This is a genomic window from Pseudolysinimonas sp. (assembly GCF_044239695.1).
Lineage (GTDB): Bacteria > Actinomycetota > Actinomycetes > Actinomycetales > Microbacteriaceae > Pseudolysinimonas_A.
The window spans coordinates 1-22117 of the sequence record NZ_JBIIAW010000047.1 but is presented as its reverse complement, the minus strand read 5'-3'; the positions used below and the strand labels follow the sequence as shown (position 1 = coordinate 22117).

24 protein-coding genes are annotated in these 22117 nt (G+C 72.2%); 7 read left to right on the top strand and 17 right to left on the bottom strand.

What is annotated here, in order from left to right; translation table 11 throughout:
- On the bottom strand, positions 1 to 379 hold a 379-nt coding region (locus ACILQS_RS08925), incomplete at its 3' end, for an NTP transferase domain-containing protein (protein ID WP_395639774.1).
- A gap of 16 nt (positions 380 to 395) precedes the next feature.
- Here ACILQS_RS08925 and uraD point away from each other — a divergent pair.
- Together uraD and uraH are read left to right on the top strand one after the other, a co-directional pair.
- The gene (gene uraD / locus ACILQS_RS08920) at positions 396 to 875 is read left to right on the top strand and encodes a 2-oxo-4-hydroxy-4-carboxy-5-ureidoimidazoline decarboxylase (RefSeq protein ID WP_395639773.1); all 480 of its coding nucleotides are present in this window, start codon (positions 396 to 398) and stop codon (positions 873 to 875) included.
- Positions 876 to 885: 10 nt separating this feature from the next.
- Complete coding sequence (uraH, locus tag ACILQS_RS08915; RefSeq protein WP_395639772.1) at positions 886 to 1182, top strand: hydroxyisourate hydrolase; 297 nt, start codon at positions 886 to 888, stop codon at positions 1180 to 1182.
- 185 nt (positions 1183 to 1367) lie between these two features.
- Here uraH and ACILQS_RS08910 read toward each other — a convergent pair whose 3' ends face one another.
- From ACILQS_RS08910 to ACILQS_RS08855, 12 genes are all read right to left on the bottom strand, one after another.
- Positions 1368 to 1865 (bottom strand): nucleoside deaminase, encoded by a 498-nt coding sequence (locus ACILQS_RS08910; protein WP_395639771.1) that lies wholly within the window; start codon positions 1863 to 1865, stop codon positions 1368 to 1370.
- Positions 1862 to 2758: a factor-independent urate hydroxylase gene (gene pucL, locus ACILQS_RS08905; RefSeq protein WP_395639770.1), complete on the bottom strand. Its 897-nt coding sequence runs from the start codon at positions 2756 to 2758 to the stop codon at positions 1862 to 1864. Before pucL ends, ACILQS_RS08910 begins: the two co-directional genes overlap by 4 nt.
- Complete coding sequence (gene allB, locus ACILQS_RS08900) at positions 2758 to 4092, bottom strand: allantoinase AllB (RefSeq protein WP_395639769.1); 1335 nt, start codon at positions 4090 to 4092, stop codon at positions 2758 to 2760. The genes pucL and allB overlap by 1 nt, the downstream gene beginning before the upstream one ends.
- Positions 4089 to 5123: a methylenetetrahydrofolate reductase C-terminal domain-containing protein gene (locus ACILQS_RS08895; protein WP_395639768.1), complete on the bottom strand. Its 1035-nt coding sequence runs from the start codon at positions 5121 to 5123 to the stop codon at positions 4089 to 4091. The genes allB and ACILQS_RS08895 overlap by 4 nt, the downstream gene beginning before the upstream one ends.
- Positions 5113 to 5697 (bottom strand): pyridoxal 5'-phosphate synthase, encoded by a 585-nt coding sequence (locus ACILQS_RS08890; protein WP_395639767.1) that lies wholly within the window; start codon positions 5695 to 5697, stop codon positions 5113 to 5115. Before ACILQS_RS08890 ends, ACILQS_RS08895 begins: the two co-directional genes overlap by 11 nt.
- Entirely contained in the window at positions 5694 to 6458 is a 765-nt protein-coding gene (locus ACILQS_RS08885) for a creatininase family protein (RefSeq protein WP_395639766.1), read from the bottom strand. Before ACILQS_RS08885 ends, ACILQS_RS08890 begins: the two co-directional genes overlap by 4 nt.
- A gap of 142 nt (positions 6459 to 6600) precedes the next feature.
- Positions 6601 to 7959 (bottom strand): FAD-binding oxidoreductase, encoded by a 1359-nt coding sequence (locus tag ACILQS_RS08880; protein WP_395639765.1) that lies wholly within the window; start codon positions 7957 to 7959, stop codon positions 6601 to 6603.
- A complete protein-coding gene (locus tag ACILQS_RS08875; RefSeq protein ID WP_395639764.1) occupies positions 7956 to 8717 on the bottom strand; it encodes an SDR family NAD(P)-dependent oxidoreductase in 762 nt (253 codons plus the stop codon). Before ACILQS_RS08875 ends, ACILQS_RS08880 begins: the two co-directional genes overlap by 4 nt.
- Positions 8718 to 8747: 30 nt before the next feature.
- A complete protein-coding gene (locus tag ACILQS_RS08870; protein ID WP_395639763.1) occupies positions 8748 to 9923 on the bottom strand; it encodes an ABC transporter substrate-binding protein in 1176 nt (391 codons plus the stop codon).
- A gap of 55 nt (positions 9924 to 9978) precedes the next feature.
- Positions 9979 to 10821, bottom strand: coding sequence for an ABC transporter permease (locus ACILQS_RS08865; protein ID WP_395639762.1), 843 nt, complete (start codon positions 10819 to 10821; stop codon positions 9979 to 9981).
- Positions 10821 to 11576 carry an ABC transporter ATP-binding protein gene (locus ACILQS_RS08860; RefSeq protein WP_395639761.1) on the bottom strand — a complete coding sequence of 252 codons (756 nt, stop codon included), beginning with the start codon at positions 11574 to 11576 and terminating at the stop codon, positions 10821 to 10823. Before ACILQS_RS08860 ends, ACILQS_RS08865 begins: the two co-directional genes overlap by 1 nt.
- Entirely contained in the window at positions 11573 to 12829 is a 1257-nt protein-coding gene (locus tag ACILQS_RS08855) for an amidohydrolase family protein (protein ID WP_395639760.1), read from the bottom strand. The genes ACILQS_RS08860 and ACILQS_RS08855 overlap by 4 nt, the downstream gene beginning before the upstream one ends.
- Positions 12830 to 13016: 187 nt before the next feature.
- Between ACILQS_RS08855 and ACILQS_RS08850 the strand changes: the two genes are divergently transcribed.
- Both ACILQS_RS08850 and ACILQS_RS08845 read left to right on the top strand, forming a co-directional pair.
- Positions 13017 to 13610 (top strand): helix-turn-helix domain-containing protein, encoded by a 594-nt coding sequence (locus ACILQS_RS08850; protein ID WP_395639759.1) that lies wholly within the window; start codon positions 13017 to 13019, stop codon positions 13608 to 13610.
- Positions 13607 to 14554, top strand: a complete 948-nt coding sequence (locus ACILQS_RS08845) for a PDR/VanB family oxidoreductase (protein WP_395639758.1) — start codon at positions 13607 to 13609, stop codon at positions 14552 to 14554. Before ACILQS_RS08850 ends, ACILQS_RS08845 begins: the two co-directional genes overlap by 4 nt.
- Before the next feature lie 28 nt (positions 14555 to 14582).
- Here ACILQS_RS08845 and ACILQS_RS08840 read toward each other — a convergent pair whose 3' ends face one another.
- Both ACILQS_RS08840 and ACILQS_RS08835 read right to left on the bottom strand, forming a co-directional pair.
- A complete protein-coding gene (locus ACILQS_RS08840) occupies positions 14583 to 15569 on the bottom strand; it encodes an oxidoreductase (RefSeq protein ID WP_395639757.1) in 987 nt (328 codons plus the stop codon).
- A gap of 60 nt (positions 15570 to 15629) precedes the next feature.
- A complete protein-coding gene (locus ACILQS_RS08835) occupies positions 15630 to 16871 on the bottom strand; it encodes an amidohydrolase family protein (protein ID WP_395639756.1) in 1242 nt (413 codons plus the stop codon).
- A 38-nt stretch (positions 16872 to 16909) separates the two neighbouring features.
- On the opposite strand from ACILQS_RS08835, the gene ACILQS_RS08830 reads away from it, so the two are divergent.
- Positions 16910 to 17842 carry an XdhC family protein gene (locus tag ACILQS_RS08830; RefSeq protein WP_395639755.1) on the top strand — a complete coding sequence of 311 codons (933 nt, stop codon included), beginning with the start codon at positions 16910 to 16912 and terminating at the stop codon, positions 17840 to 17842.
- A gap of 67 nt (positions 17843 to 17909) precedes the next feature.
- Here the strand turns inward: ACILQS_RS08830 and ACILQS_RS08825 are convergent, their stop codons facing one another.
- Positions 17910 to 20477 (bottom strand): molybdopterin-dependent oxidoreductase, encoded by a 2568-nt coding sequence (locus ACILQS_RS08825; RefSeq protein WP_395639754.1) that lies wholly within the window; start codon positions 20475 to 20477, stop codon positions 17910 to 17912.
- A complete protein-coding gene (locus ACILQS_RS08820) occupies positions 20474 to 21262 on the bottom strand; it encodes an FAD binding domain-containing protein (RefSeq protein WP_395639753.1) in 789 nt (262 codons plus the stop codon). The genes ACILQS_RS08825 and ACILQS_RS08820 overlap by 4 nt, the downstream gene beginning before the upstream one ends.
- Positions 21263 to 21308: 46 nt before the next feature.
- Between ACILQS_RS08820 and ACILQS_RS08815 the strand changes: the two genes are divergently transcribed.
- Positions 21309 to 21770, top strand: coding sequence for a hypothetical protein (locus ACILQS_RS08815; RefSeq protein WP_395639752.1), 462 nt, complete (start codon positions 21309 to 21311; stop codon positions 21768 to 21770).
- Entirely contained in the window at positions 21767 to 22072 is a 306-nt protein-coding gene (locus ACILQS_RS08810) for a hypothetical protein (protein WP_395639751.1), read from the top strand. The genes ACILQS_RS08815 and ACILQS_RS08810 overlap by 4 nt, the downstream gene beginning before the upstream one ends.
- Positions 22073 to 22117 lie beyond the last annotated feature (45 nt).

Genomic DNA, 22117 nt, shown 5'->3' with positions numbered 1-22117 from the left:
GGCGGAGCGTCGCGGCATCGACCGGTTCCCGCAGGACGCGCGCGACGGCCTCGGCCGGCAGCCCGTGCAGGTCGACGAGCGTCACGACCGCGGCGTCGGCGTCGGCGGGCAGCGCCGCGAGGCCGGCGCGGAGGGACGCGGAGAGCCCGTCGGCCCAGTTCCCGGCGACGACGACCTCCGCGTCGACCGGGAGCAGCGTGCGGGCGCGATCGGCGTCGGCCCCGAGGACCACGAGAACCGCCTCGCAGCCGCCCGCGCGCAACGCGTCGTGCGCGCGGTGCAGCCACGGCATCCCCGCGTCGTCGTGGCGGAGCACCTTCGGCCCGCCCGCCCGGGTGCCGGCGCCGGCCGCGAGCACGACTCCCACGACCTTCGCCATGGCTACAGTTGAGCACATGAGCGCACGGGGTATCGAGGTCACCGAGGAGCAGCTGCGCACCGCTCTCGGCGTCGAGCGCTGGATCGCCGACGTCGCCGCCGCCGGTCCGTTCGCCGACCTCGATGCGCTCCTCGAAGCCGCCTCCTCCGCCGCGTCGCCGCTCAGCGTCGCCGAGATCGAGGAGGCGCTCGCCCACCACCCGCGCATCGGCGAGAAGCCGGCCGCGGGCGCCACCGGGGCCGACCACAGCCGACGCGAGCAGGCCTCGCCCGACGCCGACGACCCGCACCTCGCCGCTCGGATGGCGGAGGGCAACGCCGCCTACGAGCAGCGCTTCGGGCGCATCTTCCTGATCCGTGCCGTCGGCCGCTCCCGCGCCGAGATCGTCGCCGAGCTCGACCGCCGGCTCACCCTCGACGATGCCGAGGAGCTCGTCATCGTCGGCGAGCAGCTGCGCGAGATCGCCGTCCTCCGACTCACGGCGATGTTCCTCTGAGCGCCGCCCGATGAGTCAGGTCACGACGCACGTGCTCGACACCGCCGCCGGGCGTCCGGCGGCGGGAATCCCGGTGCGGCTCCTCGCCGGGGGCGAGCTCCTCGCCGACGGCATCACGGATGCCGACGGCCGCGTGACGAAGCTCGGCCCCGAGTCGCTCGAACCGGGCGATTACTGCCTCGAGTTCGACGTCGCCACCCCGTTCCTCCCGCGGGTGATCATCGAGTTCACCATCCATGACGCCTCGCACTACCACGTGCCTGTGCTGCTCTCGCCCTACGGGTACACCACCTACCGCGGAAGCTGAGCTCCCCGCGGGTGTGGTTTCGATACACCCGCTGCGCGGGCACTCAACCCGCGAAGTGGACGAGACCCGGCGAGACGCAACGGCCGCGCTGTGAACCGGATCGGATTCGCGAGCCGATCGGGGTAGGGGTCCCCGCTCCTTCGGCTCGCGTATCCGATCCGGCTCACGGCGCCCCCCGGCCGCGCTCAGTAGTCGGTGCGAGTCTCCGACGCCAACCAGGTATCGAACGGCTCCTCGGCGGAGGGGAGGCGCAGGGTGTGCACGCGCACGTCCCAGGTGGCTCGGTCGCGGCTGAAGAGGTCGTAGAAGTCGCGGTCGTCGAAGCCGCCGCGGGCGGCGTCGTGGCGGTCGGCGGCGTAGAAGACGCGGTCGATTCGGGCCCAGAGCGTGGTGGCCATGCACATCGGGCACGGCTCGCACGAGGTGTAGAGCGTGGCGCCGGGGAGGGCGAAGTCGCCGACCGCCTGGCAGGCGGCGCGGATGGCCTGCACTTCCGCGTGGGCGGACGGGTCGAGGTCGCGGGTGACGCGGTTCTGGCCTTCGCCGATCACGGTGCCCGCGGCATCCACGACGATCGCGCCGAACGGCCCACCCCCCGCCGAGACGTTGTCGGTCGCCAACTGCACGGCGCGTTCGAGGAACTCCCGGTCTGCGTCGGTCGCGAAGCCGCCGGCGGAGGTCACGCCAGACCTGCCGAGAACTTCCAGGCGTCGCCGGCCGGGGGCGCGTCGTCGCGGAGGATGGTCGCTTCGATGAGTCCGTAGGGTCGGTCGGCGGCGTAGAAGACCTCGTTCGGGTTCTCGAGCGAGAACGGTGCGAGGTCGACGACGAAGTGGTGCTTGTTGGGCGCCGTGAGGCGGATCTCGCAGATCTCGGGCACGGCATCCAGCACCGCCGTCCCCATGTGCCACAGCGTCTGCTGGAGGGCGAGGGACTGCAGGGTCGCGAACTGCTCGATGAGGTGGGTGCGGATGACCGCGAAGACCGCATCCCAGTCGACGTCGGTGGTCGAGAAGCGCCACTTCGCGACGATCGCGGTCGCCATGACGCGGTCGTGGGTCTCTTCGAGGGTCGTGTACTCGTCGGTGAGGAATCCGGCGAACTCCGACCCGGTCGACTTCAGCAGCACGAGGTCCTTGACGCCGCCGATGACGTGCTCGCCCGTGGCATCCACCGTGATGGCGGCGGTGCGCACCTCGGGCCCGCGGCGCACCCAGGTGTGGTCGTGCTCGCCGCCTCCCGCGACGGCGCGGTCCCAGGCGTACTCCTCGATCTCGATGCGCGCGCCGTCGATCGGGTCGACGTCGTGCACGAAGTGCCGAGCGAGCTCCAGCCCGAAGGCTTCGGGGGAGTCGATGCCGTGCTTCTTCGCGAACGCGTAGACGGTGTTCTTCTGGGTGTCGGTCGGCAGCACGGCGGTCTGGTCGCCGACCAGGTAGGCGGGCTCGAACGCGGTGCCGCGCAGGGCGGTGGTGACGTTGAGGTCGCGCAGTTCGTGGCGCGCGGTGTCGCGGATGACCCGCACGATGCGGTTCTCCGCCTTGCCGTACTGGTGGTCGCCGAGGATGTACGCCATCACCCGTCCTCTCGTGTCAGAAGGTGTCCCGCGCCGATGTCGCCACCGCGCAGGAAGGTGCGGCGCACGACGCCGCGCAGCTCCGCGCCGTCGTAGGCGCTCACCGGGTTCTTGTGCAGCAGTTCAGCTTGCCGCACGGTGAAGCGTTCGTCGGGGGCGAAGACGACGAGGTCGGCGTCGCGCCCGACCTCGAGGAGCCCTTTCCGGCCGAGCCCGGCGAACGCGGCCGGGGAGGCCGACATCCAGCGCACGACGTCTTCCAGCGGCACTCCGCGGTCGGCGGCCTCCGTCCAGACGGCGGCGAGGCCGAGCTGCACCCCCGCGATGCCGCCCCAGGCGCGGGCGAAGTCCCCGTCGCCCGCGAACTTGAGGTCGGCGGTGGAGGGGGAGTGGTCGCTCACGACGAGATCGATGTCGCCGTCGCGCAAGGCCTGCCAGAGCGCGTCCCGGTTCGACGCCGACCGGATCGGCGGGGCGCACTTGAACTGCGTGCCGCCGTCGGGCACGTCCTCGGCGACCAGAGACAGGTAGTGGGGGCAGGTCTCGACGGTGATCGGCAGCCCCTCGGCGCGGGCGGCACGCAGCTCGGGCAGCGCGGCGGCCGACGACAGATGCAGGATGTGGGCGCGGGTGCCGGTGCGGCGGACCCCCTCGATCACCCGGGAGATCGCGACGACCTCGGCGTCGTCGGGGCGCGATGCGACGTACGCGCCGTAGCCCCGACCCCCGTCGTTCTCGTGGTCGTGGAGCACCCCGGGATCTTCGGCGTGCACGAGCAGCAGACCGCCGAACCCCGCCAGCTCGTCGAGCGCGGCGTCGAGCTGCGCGGCATCGAGATGCCCGAACTCGTCGACGCCGGACGGGGCGAGGAACGCCTTGAATCCGAACACCCCGGCGTCGTGCAGGGCGCGCAGCGACCCGAGATTCTCGGGCACGGCTCCGCCCCAGAATCCGACGTCGATCGCGGCCTGGCCCGTGGCGGCAGCCTGCTTGGTGGCGAGGTTCTCGGGCGTCGTGGTGGGCGGGATGGAGTTGAGCGGCATGTCGATCAGCGTCGTCACGCCGCCGGCCGCCGCGGCACGGGTCGCGGAGGAGAAGCCCTCCCACTCCGTGCGGCCCGGCTCGTTCACGTGCACGTGGGTGTCGACGAGTCCGGGCAGCAGCACCTCGTCGCCGGCGAGCTGGATGCGGTGGGTCGACGTGAGGTGCGCCCCGGGGGGTGCGATGACGGCGATGCGTCCGTCGAGCACCGCGACTTCGGCGTGGGTGAACGTCGGCGCGCGGTCGTCGAGCTGCACGAGCGCGCGGCCGGCGATGACGAGGTCGTAGCTCACGCGGCGTGCCCTAGCTCGGCGGCGATCTCGGCGAGGGCCCGGGCGAACTCGAGTTCGCCGCCGAACTGGGTCCCTCCGGAGAGGTTCACGCCGACGACCCCCTCGAGCGCGAGGAAGCCGCGCCCGAGTTCGACGGCGGCGGCGACACCCTCCGCCCGCGGGTCGGCCGCGGCGAGGATGCGGTCGAGGTATCCGGGCGGCAGCACGAGGGTCGTGAACGATCTGAGCAACTCCGCCGAGTCGTGATCGAGCACGATCGGGATGCACGGGATGAATCCGAGCCGGGAGCCGAGCGCCTGAGCCTCGGCGATGAACGTCGCGACCGGCTCGACGCCGCCGGCGTGGTTGACGAAGCAGATCTCGGCGCCCGCGCGTTCCTTCTCGAGCAGCCGGGCGGGTCGGCGGTCGACGGGCGGGGTGGCCGGTGCTTCGGCGACCGAGACGAGGTGCCCCGCCGCACGAGCCAGTGCGGCCGCCTGGGTCGAGTCGAGGTCGAAGACCGGGGCGGCGTCGGGCCGCGCGCCCGTGCGGGTGTGGTCGCCGGTGACGCAGTGCACGCCCGAGACCCCCGCGTGCGCGAGCGCCGCGAGCTCGGCCTCCATCGCGACCCGGTTGCGGTCGCGGCAGGTGAAGCCGCTCCACACCTCGACGCCTTCGGCGCGGATCAGGGCCGTGCGGTAGGCGGGCGGGAACTGCACGCGCTCCCGTCCCGAGTCCCCGGCGAGCACGGCATCCGTCGTTCCGCGCAGCACCGCGGCGCACTCGGCGAGCGATGCGGCGTCGAGGGCGCGGGCGGGGAAGTCGGTGACGACGATCTGCCGCGTGGCGAGCACCTCGCGCATGCGGGAGGCGCCCGGAGCATCGGGAGCCGGCGACGAGTCACCGCCGTGCCAGCGCACGGTCGGGGTGTCGAGGAAGACGCATCGGAAGTCGGCGACCTCGCAGGCGCCGTCGAACTCCACGCCGCCGCACGGCCCGTATTCCATGTGCTTCGGGCACGCCGGTTGTTCGATCAGCAGCTCAGCCGGCAAGGAGGTTCACCGCCCAGCCCTCGGGCGTGCGGGTGTATTCGGTGCGGCGGCTCGCGGTGTCGGGGTTGCCGACCCAGAAGGTGAGCCGCGACGGGCGCACGAGGTAGCCGGTCCAGGTGAGCGGCTGGCCGAAGCCGTCGGCGTGGTCGTCTTTGAAGGCCGACCAGGCCGCGAGCCGGTCGGCGAGCGGGAGCCCGGCGAACTCGATCGTGTTCTGCCACGCGAGCTGCTGGAGGTAGGGGGAGCGGGCACGGAATGCCCGACGCAGTTCATCCGCCGGAGCCGGCTCGGCGACGCCCTGCACCGTGAGCTGGCGCGCCTTGTCGGGGAAGTGCAGCATCAGCGCGACGCGGCCGTCGGCGGCGAGCTGCCGCACCTTGCGCGAGCGAGTGTCGGTGTGGAAGTAGAAGCCGTGCTCATCGAACTCCGAGAGCAGCAGGGTGCGGGCATCCGGGACGCCGTCCGCCGCTGTCGCGAGCGTCATCAGCGGGCGCGCGGGATCGTCGTTCGACGGCAACCACGCGCCCAGCAGCTGCCACGGGTCGGCGGGAAAGGTGTCGTCGGAGCGGGTCATGCCGGTGGCTGCGGGTCGAAGGTGGCGATCTCGGCGAGGCCGGCGACGCCGTCCGCGAGCAGCCGTGAGGCGATCTCGGCGCCGTCGGCCGCGTTCGCCCCGGTCGGGTCGCCGATCACCCCGCCGGTGCCGAAGTCGTCGCTCGTCCAGCCGAATTGCACGTCGGCCCCCGCGAAGCCGATCTTCTCGAATCGCGCCAGATGCGCGGGGGTGGCATCCACGGCGCCGGCGAGGTCGACGAGGTCGGGGCGCAGGTGCATCGCGAGCGACGTCTCGCCATGACCGCCGTGGATGCCGAAGCCGAGCTCGGTCTCGCCGGCCGGGATCGAGACGTTCATGAAGAAGGTGCGCAGGCCGAACCGCACCCGCAGCTCGCGCAGCGCGATCTGCAGCAGGGCGACGTTGCCGCCGTGGCCGTTGTAGAAGACGATCGTGCGGGCCGGGGTGTTCGCGATGCCCCGGCCGATGCCGACGAGGATCTCGAGCAAGGTGGCCGCGTCGATCCACATCGTGCCGGGAGCCCAGGCGTGCTCGTCGGACTTCGCGTAGGCGATCGGCGGCAGCAGCCAGGCGTCGAGCCCGGCGGCGACGGCGCCGTCGACGATCCGCTCGGCCATCAGTTCCGCCATCAGCAGATCGGTCGCCAGCGGCAGGTGCGGGCCGTGGTGCTCGATCGAGCCGACGGGCAGCACGAGGATGCTGTCGGCCGTGAGGGTCGATGCCAGAGCCGGCCCCGCGAGCTCGACCAGTTTCCGGCTCACGAGGAAGCTCCCCATCTGCGGGTTGAGTGCCCGCCGAAGGCGGGTGTATCGAAACCGCCCCCGAGCGACTCGCGGGTGTGGGTTTCGATACACCCGCTGCGCGGGCACTCCACCCGCGGGCGGCGCTCCGCGACGTCCGCGGTCACGAGCGGTCCGTGATGTCGGCGATCTGACTGCCGGTGTCCACGGCGGCGCCGACCAGTTTGCCCGGGTTGAGCAGACCCTGCGGGTCGGTCGTCGCGGCGAGGGCGGCGGTGCGCTCCGGCTCGAAGTCCACGAACCACTGGTGCGGGTTGTGGTAGCCGACGCCGAGCGCCTCGAGCCGCGCGAAGCCCGCGTAGACCTCCTCCGCCGACGAGTAGCGGCCCGCCAGCATCCCGATCGGGCGTTCGCGCTGGGCCTCGATGTGCAGCATCCCGCCGTCGTACACGGCGTGCACCTCGTCGATGCGGTCGACGAGCGCGTCGCCGGACACCTCGACGTGGAAGTAGGTGCCGGGGTACGCCTTCTGGAGCCACTCGATCGGGTGGTTGTAGGAGATCATGCTGAGCTTCATCGAGGCGGCCGCGCCCTCGCGGATGTCCTCGACCCTTCCTCCGGCATCCTCGACCAGCTTCCGGGCGGCGTCCAGCGACGCGACGTCGAGGATCGCCCGCAGGCTCGCCCGACCCGCCGGGATGGCGTCGTCAGCGGGCAGCGCCTCGGCGAGGGTGGCCAGGTCGGCGGAGACCAGACGCGGCGTCGGGTCGAGCACCGCGAACGGCCGGATCACCGACAGCGCCTGCTCGAAGGTGTCGAACGAGGCGAGGAACGCGCGCCAGTCCTGGGCGGGCTCGAGTCCGATCCGCAGGCGCGCGATGATGCCCGCGGTGCCGTAGTTGTGCACGTACTTCGCGGCCTCGTCGCCGGTGACGTGCACCAGTTCGGCGTCGGGCACCGCATGCACGACCCACAGCTCCTCGACCATGCCCCAGTGCAGCAGCCCGTTCTTGATCGACCCCGTGCCTCCGGAGCCCCCGGAGACGAAACCGCCGAGGGTCGAGTTCGCGGTCGACGGGTACATCAGCAACTGCTGGCCCGTCTTGTTGGCGGCCTGTTCGAGCGACAGCATCGTGACGCCGGCATCCGCGATCAGGTAGCCGTCGCCGATCTCGTGCACCGTGCGGGCCTTGGAGGTGTCGAGCACGAGGCCCCCGGCCATCGGGATCGTCTGACCGTAGTTCGCGGTGCCCTTGCCGCGCGGGGTGATCGGCACGCCGTGCCGCACGGCGGCCCCCACGGTCGCGGCGATGAGCTCGGCGGTCGCCGGGTAGGCGACGATCTGCGCGCGCCCGAGCGGCAGCTGCTCCTGGATGACGGGGGAGAGGTGCGAGCCGTCGCGGGAGGCGCGGTCGAGCGTGCCGTCCTCGGTCGAGACCGCGGCCTCGCCGAGCAGTTCGCGCAGCTCCGTCGCCAGCGCCTCGATCGCCGCCGGGTCGACTTCGGCCAGTTCGTTACTCAATGCATCACCATTCCACCGGTCACGTTGATCGCCTGGCCGGTCAGGTAGTCGGCGTCGGCGGAGGCCAGGAAAGCCGCCACGCCTGCGACATCCGCCGCCTGGCCGAGCCGGCCGAGCGGGGAGTAGGTGGACCACGTCGCGACGTCCTCGTCGGTGCGCGTCGCGGCGCCCATGTCGGTGAGGATGTAGCCGGGGCAGAGGGAGTTCGCGGTGATGCCGTGACAGCCCCACTCGAGCGCGGCGGCGCGGGTCAGAGCGACGACGGCGGCCTTCGAGGCGGCGTAGTGGCCCTCGTTGGTGCCGCCCTTCTTGGCGGCCATGCTCGCGAGGTTGATGATCTTGCCGGGGTGTCCGTCGGCCATCATCCGGCGCACGGCGACCTGCATCGTGGTCAGCATCGCGCGGGTGTTGATGGAGAACATCCGGTTCCAGTCCGCGACGGTGACGTCGAGGAGCGGCTTCAGTTGCAGGATGCCCGCCGAGTTGACGAGCACGTCGACGCCGCCGAGGGCGTCGATCGCCGCGGTCGTCGCGGCGGCGGTGGCATCGGGGTCGACCAGGTCGACCTCGTGGAAGGTGCCGCCGAGGGCCCCCGCATGTGCGGTGCCCTCGGCGACGAGACGGTCGAGGATCGCGACGCGCGCCCCCTCGGAGGCGACACGGGCGGCGATCTCGCCGCCGATGCCACGCGCCCCTCCGGTGACGACGACTCGGAGCCCCGCGAGGCGGGCGGGTGTCGTCACCGGAGAGGCGTTCATGGTTCTAGCTGTGTTTCTGTGAGTGCGGGGTTACTGACCGAGGCTGATCGACGCGTCCACGAACTCGTTCGTGTACAGGTCCTCGGGCGTGAGACCCTCGGCGATCTCGATGCCCTGGCCCTCGTAGATCGGCTGCACGAGCGAGAACAGTTCGGCCACGCGGTCGGCGTCGAAGTTGCCGAGCGTCGAGTCCGGCCCGTCCGAGATGATGCCGTCGGCGAGCTGCGTCTCGAAGGAGTAGTCCGCCACACCCGCGCTGTAGACCCAGCCGGTGTCGTAGGCGTCGACGAGCTCGAGGATGAGCTCGTTGGTCGCCTCCTTCAGGGTGCCGTCGTAGTAGTCGACCTCAGCCTGCTGCAGCACCGGCACGAGGGCCGCGAGGCAGTCCGCGTACTCGGTCACCGTCTCCGGCTTGACCGACACCATCGCCGCGTACTTCGGGAAGCCCGCGTCGTTGATCAGCTGGTACGCGACCGGCTTGCCCCACTCCGGGACCTCGTTCTCGTAGATGTACGGCTCGGCCGAGGCGAAGCCCTGCTGGGCGATCTTGCCGGCCTCCGACACGAACACGGCGGGCGAGCCGTCGTAGGTCGAGTCGATCTGGTCGGCGGAGAGGATGCCGGCACCGACGAAGTAGTCGATGTAGACGCCGCCGGGGAACACGCGGATGGTCGCACCGGCGTCACCGAGGTCGGCGATCGACTCGACGTCGGGGTAGGTCTCCGGGTCCCACATGATCATCTGCGGGTCCTTCTCGAGCGGCTGGAACACGCCAACGGTCGGCAGGTCGACCGAGTGCGCGATCGCCTCGTCGGTGCCGACGTACGCCGCGAAGATCGTGTCGTCCGAGTAGAGCTGCGAGTTGGGCTGAGCGAAGCCGACCGCGGGGCCGCCGGCGAGCACCGTGATGTCGACGCCGGTGTACTCGCCGGACGCCATCAGGGGCCCGGTGACGGTCTTGTTGGTGTCGTCGATCGTGTACGTGTCGCCGAGCAACGAGTACAGGTGGCCGTGCTCGGCCTCCGGGTTCCAGTCGGTCTGGATCTTGATGTCCGCGGGGCAGCCGGCCGCCGCGAGGTCGATGGCGCCGATCTCGAGGTCACCGCCGGAGGTCGCCTCGGGAGCGGGGGTGGAACACGCGGTGAGCGCGAGCGCGGAGGCGAGGACGCCGCCGAGCACGAGCCCGCGGGAGCGGGTGATGCGCATGGATTCTCCTTATATGCGGGATGGGGCAGGGTGGTGCAGGGAGGTCGAATCCGGCTCAGCCGAAGTCGTACCACTTGCCGACGGCTCGGCGACCGAGCCAGCCGAAGAACAGGAAGATCACGACGCCGAAGAGCGCCGCGACCAGGACCGAGGCGAACAGCTCGGCCGAGTTGAGCCGGGCGCTGTACTTCGCGATGAGTGCGCCGATGCCGGGCGTGCCGCGCTGGAAGAAGAAGTCGCCGACGATCGCCCCGACGACGCTCAGCCCGGCCGAGGTGCGGATGCCGACGAAGATCGCGGGCAGCGCGGCCGGCAGTTCGAGCTTGGAGAGCACGATCCAGCGGCTCGCGTTCTGCAGCTTGAACAGCTCCCGGTGCGACCGGTCGACCGACTGGAGTCCGAAGAGGGTGTTCGACACCATCGGGAAGAGGGCGATCATCACGCAGACCACGACGCGCGAGGGGAAGTCGTAGCCGAACCAGAAGCCGATGAGCGGGGTGATCGCGAGGATCGGGATCGCCTGCAGCAGCACCGCGTAGGGGTAGAGCGTATTCTCCAGCCAACGGGCGAGGTTCATGGCAATCGCCCAGACGACGCCGATCGCGATCGCGACCAGGAGTCCGACGAGCGCGACGGTCGCGGAGTGGAAGAGGGCTTCCCAGATGTCGGGGGCCGTCTTCGGGTCCCAGAGCTTGCCGAACACGACGTGCGGCTCCGGGAGGAGGAACGCCCGCGTGCCGAGGGCGTAGTGCGCGATGTACACGCCGCCGACGATGAGGCCGAGCAGAACGATCGGCGGCAGCCAGAGGAAGACCTTCGCGGGGCCGAAGTTGCGCCCGGAGCGGCGGATGCGTGCGGCGGGCGCGTCGCCCCGCGGCGCGGCAGCGGTGTCGGCCATCAGTGTGCCTCCCTCAGAGCGTGCGAGACCTGGCCGACGAGTTCGGCGAACTCGGCCGTGAAGCGGATGTCGGGGTCGCGCGGCATCGGGAACGGCACGTCGAAGGTCTGCACGATCGTTCCCGGCCGGCCCGACATGACCACGACCTTGGTCGACAGGTAGACGGCCTCTGACACCGAGTGGGTGATGAACAGCCCGGCGAACTGCTTCTCGACGAAGAGCCGCAGCAGTTCGTCGTTGAGCCGTTCGCGAGTGATCTCGTCGAGCGCGCCGAACGGCTCGTCGAAGAGGAACAGCTCCGGCTCGAGGGTGAACGAGCGGGCGAGGGAGGTGCGCATCCGCATGCCGCCGGAGAGCTGCTTCGGCAGGTGCTTCTCGAAGCCCTTGAGCCCGACCAGCTCGATCGCCTCGAGCGCCTTGGCGCGGCGCTCAGCGATCGTCTGCCACTGGAGCTCGGCGAGCAGCTCGACGTTCGAGAGCACGTCGCGCCAGGGCAGCAGAGTCGCGTCCTGGAACACGTAGCCGATGCGGGACGTGCCGAGGTCGACGGTGCCGTGGCTGGCGGTCTCGAGGCCGCTCGCGATACGCAGGAGGGTCGACTTGCCGCAGCCCGAGGGGCCGACGACGGTGACGAACTCGCCCTTCTTCACGGTGAGGTCGACACTGTGCAGCGCGACCGTGCCGTTCGGGAAGGTCATCTCGACGTCGTGGAAGTCGAGAAGCGTGTCGGTGACGGGGGGTGCGGTGGGACTCATACGGCGACTCCGATCCGGGACTGTTCGCGTCGCGACGGTGCGACGTGGGTGGTGAGGGTGCGGCGGGCCACGAGTGCCCCGCGGTGGATCACGATGCGTTCGGGGCTCGCTTCGGCGATGGTCTCGGCCAGTGACCGCGCCCGCACGGCGAGGAGTTCGGCCACATCTCCGGGGGCCGTGCCGGCGACCGGGAGGCCCATGACGTCGCGGGCTCCGGTGCTGACGGCGGCGTAGGCCTCGTCGAGGGTCAGGTGGGCCGCGGTGACGAGCAACGAGGCGGTCTCGAGGGCGTCGCTGCGCCCGACCGGGTTGAACGGGTCGCGCACGTTGTCGGCGCCGGCCGCGAACCGCGCCCCGGCATCCAGGAGGGCCCGCGCCGCGGTGAGACCGCGCGGAGTCGAGACGCCGTGCTCCCAGCCCTGAAGGTAGAGGTTGGTGATCGGGTTGGCGATGATGCCGATCCGCGACTGCACGACGGCGTCGATGACGGCATCCCGTTCGTCGGTCGCGAGAGTGCCGAGCCGCACGCAGTGCCCGGCCGACACGTTGCGGCTCCAGTCGGCGACGATCGCCGCGTACTCGCCCAGGGTGACGGCGCCGTCGAGGCTCTCGTCGGTGTGCAGATCGACGGGGATGTCGCGGCGCTCGGCGATCGCGAGCAGACGGCGGAGGTCGGCGACCGGGTCCTCGGCGATGTGCGGGGCGCCGCCGAGCGTGTCGGCCCCGGCGTCGAGGGCCGCCTCGATCGCGTCATCCGGGATGTCGGGGCCGGGCAACGCCACGATCTCGATGTCGATCAGGTCGCGAAGCTCCTCGCGCACCTGGACGAGGCCTTGGATGCCGCGCAGTGGAGCGTCACCGAGCAGCACGTCGGCGTGGGTGCGGATCGCGGTGGTGCCGTTGGCGAGCATCGCGAGGGCCTGGCGGCGGGCTCGGGTGGCGACATCCTCGACCGTCATCGTCTCGGCGTAGGCGCGCCACGAGGCGATCGCCAGTCCGAGGTCGCCCATCGGCGGCGCGATCAGATCCCACGACCGCGCCTTGTCCAGGTGAGCGTGCGGTTCGGCCGGCGCCGGGAGCAGCAGATACCCGGTGAGGTCGAGCACGTCGTCGCCCTCCTCGGTGGTCGAGTAGTCCCGCGCAGCGGGACGTGTCGAGACCACGACGCCGCCGCCGAGTTCGACGTCGACGATCGAGCCGTCGGGGAGCGTGGCGTTGCGCAGGACCCTCAGGGGGCGGGGCAACGAGTTCACGGGGACTCCGGCGGTGAAGATCGGGGGTGCAGCTGCACAGCGCCGGGCAGCGTGGGGAATGTTGATGCGCTCAACACTGGTGACGTTACGGACCCCGCGTTTCCGGCGTGTATCGCGATCGTTTCCGCGTGTTAATTCACCGCCCGCTCGCTCGTCCCGCCGGTCGGCGCGGGTGATACTGGCCGACGTGCCCCCCGCCGTCGATGTCGCGCCGGACGTGCAGGCCGAGCGCATCGGATCCCGCATCCGGCGCCTTCGGCATGCCCGCGGCCTGACGCTCGTGCAGGTCGCGGAGAGCGCGGAACTGTCCCACCCCTTCCTCAGCCAGCTCGAGCGCGGGCTCGCCCGACCGAGCATCGGCTCGCTCGAGAAGATCGCCCGCGCCCTCGGCTCGAGCCAGCTCGAGCTGCTGGCCGGCGCCGGCGAGGCGACCGAGGACTGCGACGCCCCCGTCGCGCTGGTGCGGGCGACGGACGGGTCGCGAGGACCGTACGCCGAAGGCGAGGGGCGGATGCTGGTGCACGGCGATCAGCGCCGGTTCCACCCGATGGCCCTGGAGGGGACGAACGCCGAGTTCGGCGACGCCTTCGACCACGCGGAGGACGAGTTCCTGCACGTCGTCGAAGGCCGCATCGAAGTCGACCTCGGAGCGCGCGGGCTCTTCACTCTCGGTCCGGGCGACTCCCTGTACTACGTGGGGGGGACCCCGCATCGCTGGCGCGCGCTGGATGCCGCGGGCTACCGGCTCTTCGTGGTGAAGGAGCATCCGTCCCGACTATGAGCAGACCCTCCGGTCCCGTCTTCCCGCTCACCGTCGCGTCGCGCGTCCCCGTGGGCGATGTCGTCGTGCTCGAACTCGCGCCCGCGGAGGGGCGTCGGCTGCCCGGCTGGCGGCCGGGCGCTCACGTCGACGTGCTGATCCCCGGCGACCTGACCCGCCAGTACTCGCTCGTCGGCGACCCCGCGGCCCCGACTTGGCGCATCGCGGTGTTGCGTGAGACGCAGAGCCGCGGCGGGTCGCTCTGGATGCACGGGCTCGACGTCGGCGACCGCGTCGACGTCACGGCACCCCGGTCGCACTTCGCGTTCGGAGCGGGTGCCGCGCCGGTGATCCTGCTCGCCGGCGGGGTGGGCATCACCCCGATCTCGGCGATGGCGTTCGCGGCGGCGGCCACCGGGCGCGAGTACGAGCTGCACTACGCCGGACGCCCCGGCCACATGGCCCTCGTCGAGGAGCTCGCTGAGCTGCACGGCGACCGCCTGCACCTGCACGAGAGCGGCACCGCCACCCGGCTCGACCTGACGGGCCTGTTCGCCGCGGCGGCGCCCGGCACCGTCGTCTACTGCTGCGGCCCCGCGCGCCTGCTGGACGCCGCCGAGGTCGCCGCGACGGAGGCCGGACTCGACTTCCACGCGGAGCGCTTCGAGGCGTTGCCGCTGACCGAGCCGGTGTGGCCTGGGCCGTTCGAGGTCGAGCTGCAGTTCTCGGGTCTCACCCTCGAGGTGCCGCCGGAGAAGAGCATCCTCGAGGTTGCCGAGGAGAGCGGGGTGCTCGTGCCCTGGAGCTGCAAAGAGGGCACCTGCGGCACCTGCGAGACCCCCGTGGTCGAGGGCGAGGTCGACCACCGCGACTCGATCCTCACGGCGCAGGAACGCGCGCGGATGGACACGATGTTCATCTGCGTGTCGCGGGCGGCATGCCCACGATTGGTCCTCGAGTTATAGCTCGCGGACGGGGGCACCGCCTCGAGCTCTAGAGCGAACGCAGCAGTTCCCGTTCGTCGTCGTCGCTGAGGCCCGCCATGAGCTCGATTTCGGGATGCCGCTCCCGCCACTGGAGCGTGTCGGCGAGCGTCTCCGCGAGCGGCCTGCGCACGAGCCCGAGCGACTCGACGAGGGACATGTCGCTGGAGTTGAGACCGGCGGCGTCGGCGGGGAGCCAGAGCGGCAGCGACCGCTGGCCCATCCACGGCTCGACATCGTGGGTGAGCAGCCACTCCTCGGTCGCCGGCACGAGCTCACCCCCGAACCCGGCCACTGCGGCGGCGGTGGCGAGATGCTCGGCAAGCGGCAGGGTGGCGCCGCCGACGTTGGCGGTCGCGGCAATCCGACGGTGCGCGGCATCCACCGTCCACGCCGCGAGGTCGCGGGCGTCGATCAGCTGCACGAGGCCGGACGGCACCTCCGGCACGAGCACCCGGCCCTCGGGGTTCGACGGGTGCGCGAACCGCCACGGCCAGTACACGCCGCGGCCCGACCAGTCGCCGGGACCGCCGATGAGGCTGACGCGCGCGATGTGCACGCGCTCCGCACCGACCGCGTCGAGCAGGATGCGCTCGCACGCGGCCTTCGCCGGCCCGTACTCCGACATGTCGTGCATGACGTCGCCCGCGAGCGGCTCGTGCACCGCCATCGACTCGTCCCCGCCGACGATCGAGCCGTCGCGGTAGGCGGAGCCGCTGGAGACGAACACCCAGTGCGCGGCCCGATCGGCGAGCGCGGCGACGGCGGCCCGCATCTGCCCGGGCTGACGGGTGACGTCGATGACGGCATCCCAGTCGCCGCCCAGCGCCTCGAAGGCACCGGATGCCGTGCGGTCGGCGCGCACGAACGTCGCGCCGGCGGGGAGGTCACCCGACGCGCCGCGGGCGAGGGCGGTGACGTCGTGACCGCGGGCGACCGCGTCGGCGACGATGAGGGATCCGAGCCAGGCGGTTCCGCCGAGGACGAGGAGGCGCATCCCGTCAGTCCAGCACGTCGGAGGACCCGGGCTCCCGCGGCTCCGCCGAGGGCGGAACGATCAGCGTCCGACGCGTTCGCGGAGTCGCGCCGCGAGTTCGCGCTCGTCGACGTCCACGAGCGCGTAGTCGCGCACGACCACCCGCCCGCCGACGACGACGTGTTTCGGCCGACGGCCGGGGGAGGCCCAGAGGAGTCCCGCGATCGGGTCGGCGACGCCGGCATCCGCCACCCCCGTCACGTCCCACACGCAGAGGTCGCCCGCGGAGCCCGTCCCGAGGTGCCCGAGGTCGTCGCGGCCGAGACCCTGCGCCGACCCCCGCGTCGCCATCGCCAGCACGTCGCGGGCGGGGAGCTGCGCGCCCACGAGCGCCGACACCTGCATCGCCAGCCGGGCGTCGGCGAGGAGGTGGCCCGCGTCGTTCGAACCGCCGCCGCTCGTGCCGAGGCCGACCGGGACGCCCGCGTCGCGAAGCGCGGCGACGGGGGCGACCCCCCAGCCCATCGGCACGTCGCAGCCCGGCGCGTGAGTCGCCGTCACGCCCGCGCGGGCGAGCCGGGCGATCTCGTCGGGCGTCACGTCGCACAGGTGGGCGAGCGTCACGTCGGGATCGAGCCAGCCCCACTCCGCGAGCAGGTCGAGCGGGCGCTTGCCGTATCTCTCGAGGGCGATCGCGACGTCGACCTGCTCGTTCGACTGGGTGCGGCGGCGCAGGCCATGGCGGGCGGCGACCTCGCCGAGCAGTTCGAAGGTCTCGCGGGAGTCGGAGTGCACGCCGGCCGGCCCGACGGCGAGCTGCAGCATCCCGTCGTGCGTGCGGGGGAGCAGCGCGGCGACGATCGCCTCGGCGCTCGCCGCCGCCTCCTGAGGGTCGTCGCGGGCGGCCCCGCGCACGAACACCAGGCGTCCGCCGAGGGCGAGCGCGGCATCCGCGACCGCGGTGGCGATGCCGACCGAGTCCGCGCCGGCCGGCCAGGTGAGGTGGTGGTCGGCGACCGTCGTGACGCCGCAGAGCAGTCCTTCGGCGACGCCGACGGAGGCGGCGAGGCCGGCGAGCTCCGGGTCGACGCCCGCCTCGGCGTACGCGGCCGCCATCGTCGGCAGCCAGTGCGACATCGGCACCCCGCGGGTCCCCGGCAGCGTGCGGAACGCCGACTGCAGCAGGTGGTGGTGCGCGTTGACGAGCCCCGGGGTGACGACGCATCCCGAGGCGTCGAGAGTTCCGTCGCCGGGGACCTCGAGATCGCCGGATGCCTCGACGCCGGGTTCCATGAGCACGGCGACGGCATCTCGGATGATCATGAAACGAGATTGACACGTCCGTGTGTCACGCTCGTTTCGTGCTCGAGATCGCGCAGCGACTGACGGACCGGCTGGAGGCCGGCATCCCGCTCGTCGTCGCGACCGCGATCGCCGTCGACGGCCGCATGCCGCGCACCCTCGGCACCTCGATGTCGTGGGACGGCACTGCCGCGATCGGCTCCATCGCCGGTGGCTGCATCGAAGGTGCGATCGTGGAGGTCGCCGACCGCGTGCTCGACGACTCCCGCACCCGGGTGATCTCGTTCGGGGTGTCCGACGCCGACGCCCTCTCGGTCGGCCTCGCCTGCGGCGGCAACGTCACCCTCCACCTCGCGCTCGTGCGTCCGGGTGATCCCGTGGTGGCGACGTTGCGGGATGCCGCCGCCGGCTCCGCCGCGCAGGTCGCGCTCACCCGCGACGGCTTCGACGCGGGATCGGCGACGGCGGAGGTGCTGTACCTCGATGCGATCGAGCCCCCGGCGCGGATGATCGTCGTCGGCGCGATGGAGTTCTCGGTCGCGCTGTCGGCCGCCGCGCAGGCGATGGGCTTCGCGGTGACGATCGTCGACCCGCGCGAACTCTTCACCACCGCCGAGCGCTTTCCGGGGGCGGAGCTCGTCGTCGAGTGGCCGCCGGAGTACCTCGCCCGCACGCCGATCGACGCCCGCACCGTGATCTGCCACCTCGGCCACGACGACCGCTACGACGACGACCTGCTCGCGGTCGCGCTCGCCACTCCGGCGGGCTACGTCGGCGCGATGGGCTCCCGCACGACGACCGCGAAGCGCCGAGTGGCGCTCGACGAGCGCGGCGTCGACCACGCCCGGCTGCACGCCCCGATCGGCCTCGACCTCGGCGCCACCACCCCCGAGGAGACCGCCGTGGCGATCCTCGCCGAGATCCTCGCCGTCCGTTCGGGTCGCGTCGCCGACCCCCTTCGTGTCACCGACGGGTCGATCCGCCCCGAGTGATGGGCTATGTGTCCGAAATGGCCCCTTCGCCCGGCCGGAAGAGGCTATTTCGGGCAAATAGCGAGGGTCAGGGGTTCGCGAGACGCCAGAGACGGTCGCGGGACATGGGCAGGGAGTAGGGGCGGATGCCGAGGGCGTCGCGGATGGCGTTCGCGAGTGCCGGGGCGACGGGGTTGTACGGCGCCTCCGACATCGACTTCGCGCCGAGCGGGCCGAGGGGGTCGTGGGTGGCCGCGAAGAGCACCTCGGTAGGCGGGATGTCGCTGATCTTCGGGATGCGGTAGTTGCGGAAGGTGGCTGTCTCGACGACGCCGTCGCGCACGACGACCTCCTCGTAGAGCGCCGAGCCGATCGCCTGCGCGGTGCCGCCCTCGATCTGCCCGCGCAATTGCTCGGGGTTGAGCACGGTGCCGGCATCCGCCGCCTGCACCGACCGCAGGATCTTCACCTCGCCGGAAGCGGGATGTACGGCGACACGGAAGCCGTGGGCGTTGAATGCGACCGACCGCGGGGTGCCGTCGCTGTGGCCGCGGGCCTCCGTCAGGGTCGGGTCGGCGGCTAGCGCGAGAGCCGCCTGGTACACGGCCTTCCCGGCGACGACGACCCCGGTCGAGCCGTAGGCGCCGGTGTCGTGTCCGGCGACGTCGGTGTCGGACTGCCGGATGCGGATGCGGTCGGGCGTCGTCCCGAGCGCCGAGGCCGCGAGTTGGCCGTGCACCGTCGTCGACCCGTTGCCGAACTCGGCGGTGCCGACCTCCACCTCGAAGTCCCCGTCCGGGAGCCGTCGCACCACGGCATCCGCATGGTGCCCGCGCGGGGGGATCGTCGCGATCATCGCGAGCGCCGTGCCCTCGCCGAGCAGCCACCCCTCGTCGGCGGAATCGGTCGTGGCCGCCAGTGACGCGGCGACGAGGTCGAGCACCTGCCCCGCCCCGTGGTCGCCCTCGTAGGCGATGTCGTCGGGGTGGTGGTCTTCGAGGGTGCGGATCGGGTCGCCCGGACGCACGACGTTGCGGCGCCGGAACTCGACCGGGTCGATCCCCAGCTCCCGGGCGAGCTCGTCGATCGCCGACTCGATCGCGAAGATGACCTGCCCGAGCCCGTAGCCGCGGAACGCCCCCGACGGCGGGTTGTTCGTGTAGACCGACTGCGCGTCGATGCGCACGTTGGCGCAGCGGTAGACGGCGACCGACTCGTGCACGCCGTGGAACATGACGCCGCGGCCGTGGTTGCCGTACGCCCCGGTGTCCATCAGATGGTCGATCGCGAGCGCGGTCAGCGTGCCGTCGGCGGTGCCGGCGGCGGTCACCGACACCCGCATCGGATGCCGCAGCGGCGCGCGCAGGAACTCCTCGGTGCGCGTGAACTCGTACTGCACCGGCCGGCCGGTGGTGAGGACCGCGAGGGCGACGAGGTCTTCGGTGAGCAGCTCCTGCTTGCCGCCGAACCCGCCGCCGACGCGCTTGGTGAAGACCCGCACGGCGTCCCGCTCCCGCGAGAAGATCCGGGCGATCTCGTCCCGCACGAGATACGGCACCTGACTGGATGTGCGCAGCACGAGCCGCCCGTCGGCGTCGAGCCAGCCGCGCGTCGCGTGCGTCTCGAGGGCCGCGTGCGTCACCCGGCCGGTGCTCCAGGTGCCGGTGACCACGGCATCCGCGGCCTCGACCGCCGCCGCGATCGACCCGCGCTCGCCGTGGAGCTCGGCGACGGTGTTCCGCGACGGGTCGTCGATGCGGTGCGCGGGGGTCTTGTCGCCGTGCACGAGCGGCGCTCCGGGCCGCCGCGCCTCCTCCGGGTCGAACACGGCCGGCCGCACCTCGTACTCGACGACGATGCTCTCCAGCGCGCGCTCGGCGGCCCCGATGCTCTCGGCGATGACCGCGGCGACCCGCTGCCCCGGATACCGCAGCACCGGGTCGAGCACGAGGGTGTCGTCGGGGTCGTCCTCCCGGTTCTGGTGGCGGCCGGTCGAGAACAGGGTGCTCGGCGCATCCCGATGCGTGAGCACCGCCACGACGCCGGGCAGCGCGAGCGCGGCACTGGTGTCGATCGAGAGGATGCGCGCCGACGCGTGCGGGCTACCGAGCACGGCGAGGTGCAGCAGTCCGGTGGTGACGGTGTCGAGGGTGTACTCCTCCGTCCCGGTGACGACCCGAAGTGCCGCCGGGGGAGCGGCCGAGGTGCCGAGCGCGGCGCCGTCGACGTTGACGGCCCCGTCGATCGCATCCCGGATCGACCGGTACCCCGTGCATCGACAGAGGTTGCCCTTGAGCGCGTGGTCGAGATCGCCGGCGGGGGACCGGTCGAGCGCCGACGCGGTCACGACGAACCCGGCGGTGCAGAACCCGCACTGGAACGCGCCGGCGTCGGCGAACGCGCGCTGCACCGGATGGGGCTGCTCGGGGGTGCCGAGTCCGGCGGCGGTCGTCACCTCGCGTCCCTCGGCGCGGTGTGCGGGCACGAGGCAGGAGTGCACCGGGGTGCCGTCGAGCAGCACCGAGCAGGCGCCGCAGTCCCCGGCGTCGCAGCCCTTCTTCACCGCATGGATGCCGTGCTCCCGCAGGAGCGTGCGCAGCACCTGCCCGGGGCGGGGGTCGGCCTCGAACTCGGCGCCGTCGACCTCGAACCTCATGAGACCTCCGCCCGCAGCTCCTCGGCGAACCGCAACGTCGTCGCGCGCCGCCAGTCGGGGGCGCCGTGGGCATCCTCGTACCACGCGCAGGATTCCACCTCGGCGGCGAGCTCCGCGGCGGTGGGCAGTGCGTCGAACGCGAAGACGCACGGTGCCGGGGTCGACGCCGTCACGGTCAGGGTGAAGCCACCCGCGTCGCGGCGGGCGACGACGAGCGCCGCCGACCGGCCGAGCGGGGACAGCGACGCGCGCCGATGCGCGGCCCAGGCGGGCGACGGAGGGAACTCCACCGACCGCAGCACCTCGCCCGGGGCGAGCGCCGTCGACCGCAGGCCGGTGACGAACGAGCTCACCGGCATCCGCCGTTCGCCGCCGTCAGGCGTCCAGATCACCGCCGTCGCGCCCAGTCCGCTCGCGAGCGCCGTCATCGGTCCGGCGGGCAGTGCGGTGCAGATGTTCCCGCCGACAGTCGCCACGCGGTGGATCTTCCACGAGCCGAGGAGGGCGTCGACGAGCGGCGCGATCAGGGCCGCGGCAGCCCCGAAGCGGGACGCGGCATCCCGCAGCTGCGCGAGCGTGCAGGTCGCGGCGATCGAGACCCCGCCGTCCGGGAGATCGATCACCGGCTCCCAGCCGAGGCCCGTGAGATCGACGAGTCCGCGAAGCCCCTGCTGGGGTTCGGAGAACAGCCAGGTGCCGCCGGCGAGCACCGCCTCGCCGGGCGCGAGCGCGAGGTCGGCGCGCGACGTCGCGAGGCGCATCCGCTCGACCTCGATCAGATCCATGTCGTGAGTCAACTCCACCCATGTGTCGGGCGGGTAACGTGGCCGGGTGGCCCGCGCAGGTGATGTCGATGAGTTCGACGACGACGAGGCCCTGAGCTGGGCCGGCGACGAGGAGCAGGGCCGAGCCGCCCCGCGGCTGCGCGACCTCGACGCCCCCGCGGAGGTCTCGGTCGCCGAGGCCGCGGAGGAGGCCCCGGGATCCACGGGCCGCCGCGTCACGACGGTCGCCTTCGTCGTGCCCTACCTCGCGATCACGATCGGGTGGGTCTTCGCCGTGCAGCTCGATCCCGGCCCGACGGAGCTCGGCCCGAGCATCCTCTGGCAGTTCGGGGAGTTCCTGGCGATGCTGTCGGCACCGCTGTGGTTCGGCGCGATCCTGGCGCTGACGCGCGACCGTCGGCCGCTCGTGCGCGTCGGCTGGCTCGCGCTGGGGCTCGGCGTGCTCGTGCCTTGGCCGCTCATCCTCCAGTTCCTCGCGGCCCTCCAGTTCGCCGGGAGCCTCGCGTGATCCTCATCCCGATCGTCTTCGCTGTGCTCTTCGCCCTCGGCCTGTTCGGACCGATCTCCAACCTCGCCGCGCTGCCCGGGGTCTACGAGGCCTACGGAATCGGCGACGCCGTGCCGTGGCCGCTGCTCGGGCTCGCGGTGGCGTTGCCGCCGGTGCTCTACGTCGTCGCGCTGCTGCTCGGCCGCGGTCGCCCGGCGTTCGAGCGAGCCCTCATCCTGACGGTCTCGCTCGCGACATCGTTCGCGCTCTACTTCGGGATCGTCGCCTTCGTCGCCGCGATCCAGCCGCCCCTCGCCGTCTAGAGCGGCACCGTCTCGAGCGGCACCGTCTCGAGCGGCCAGGCCGCC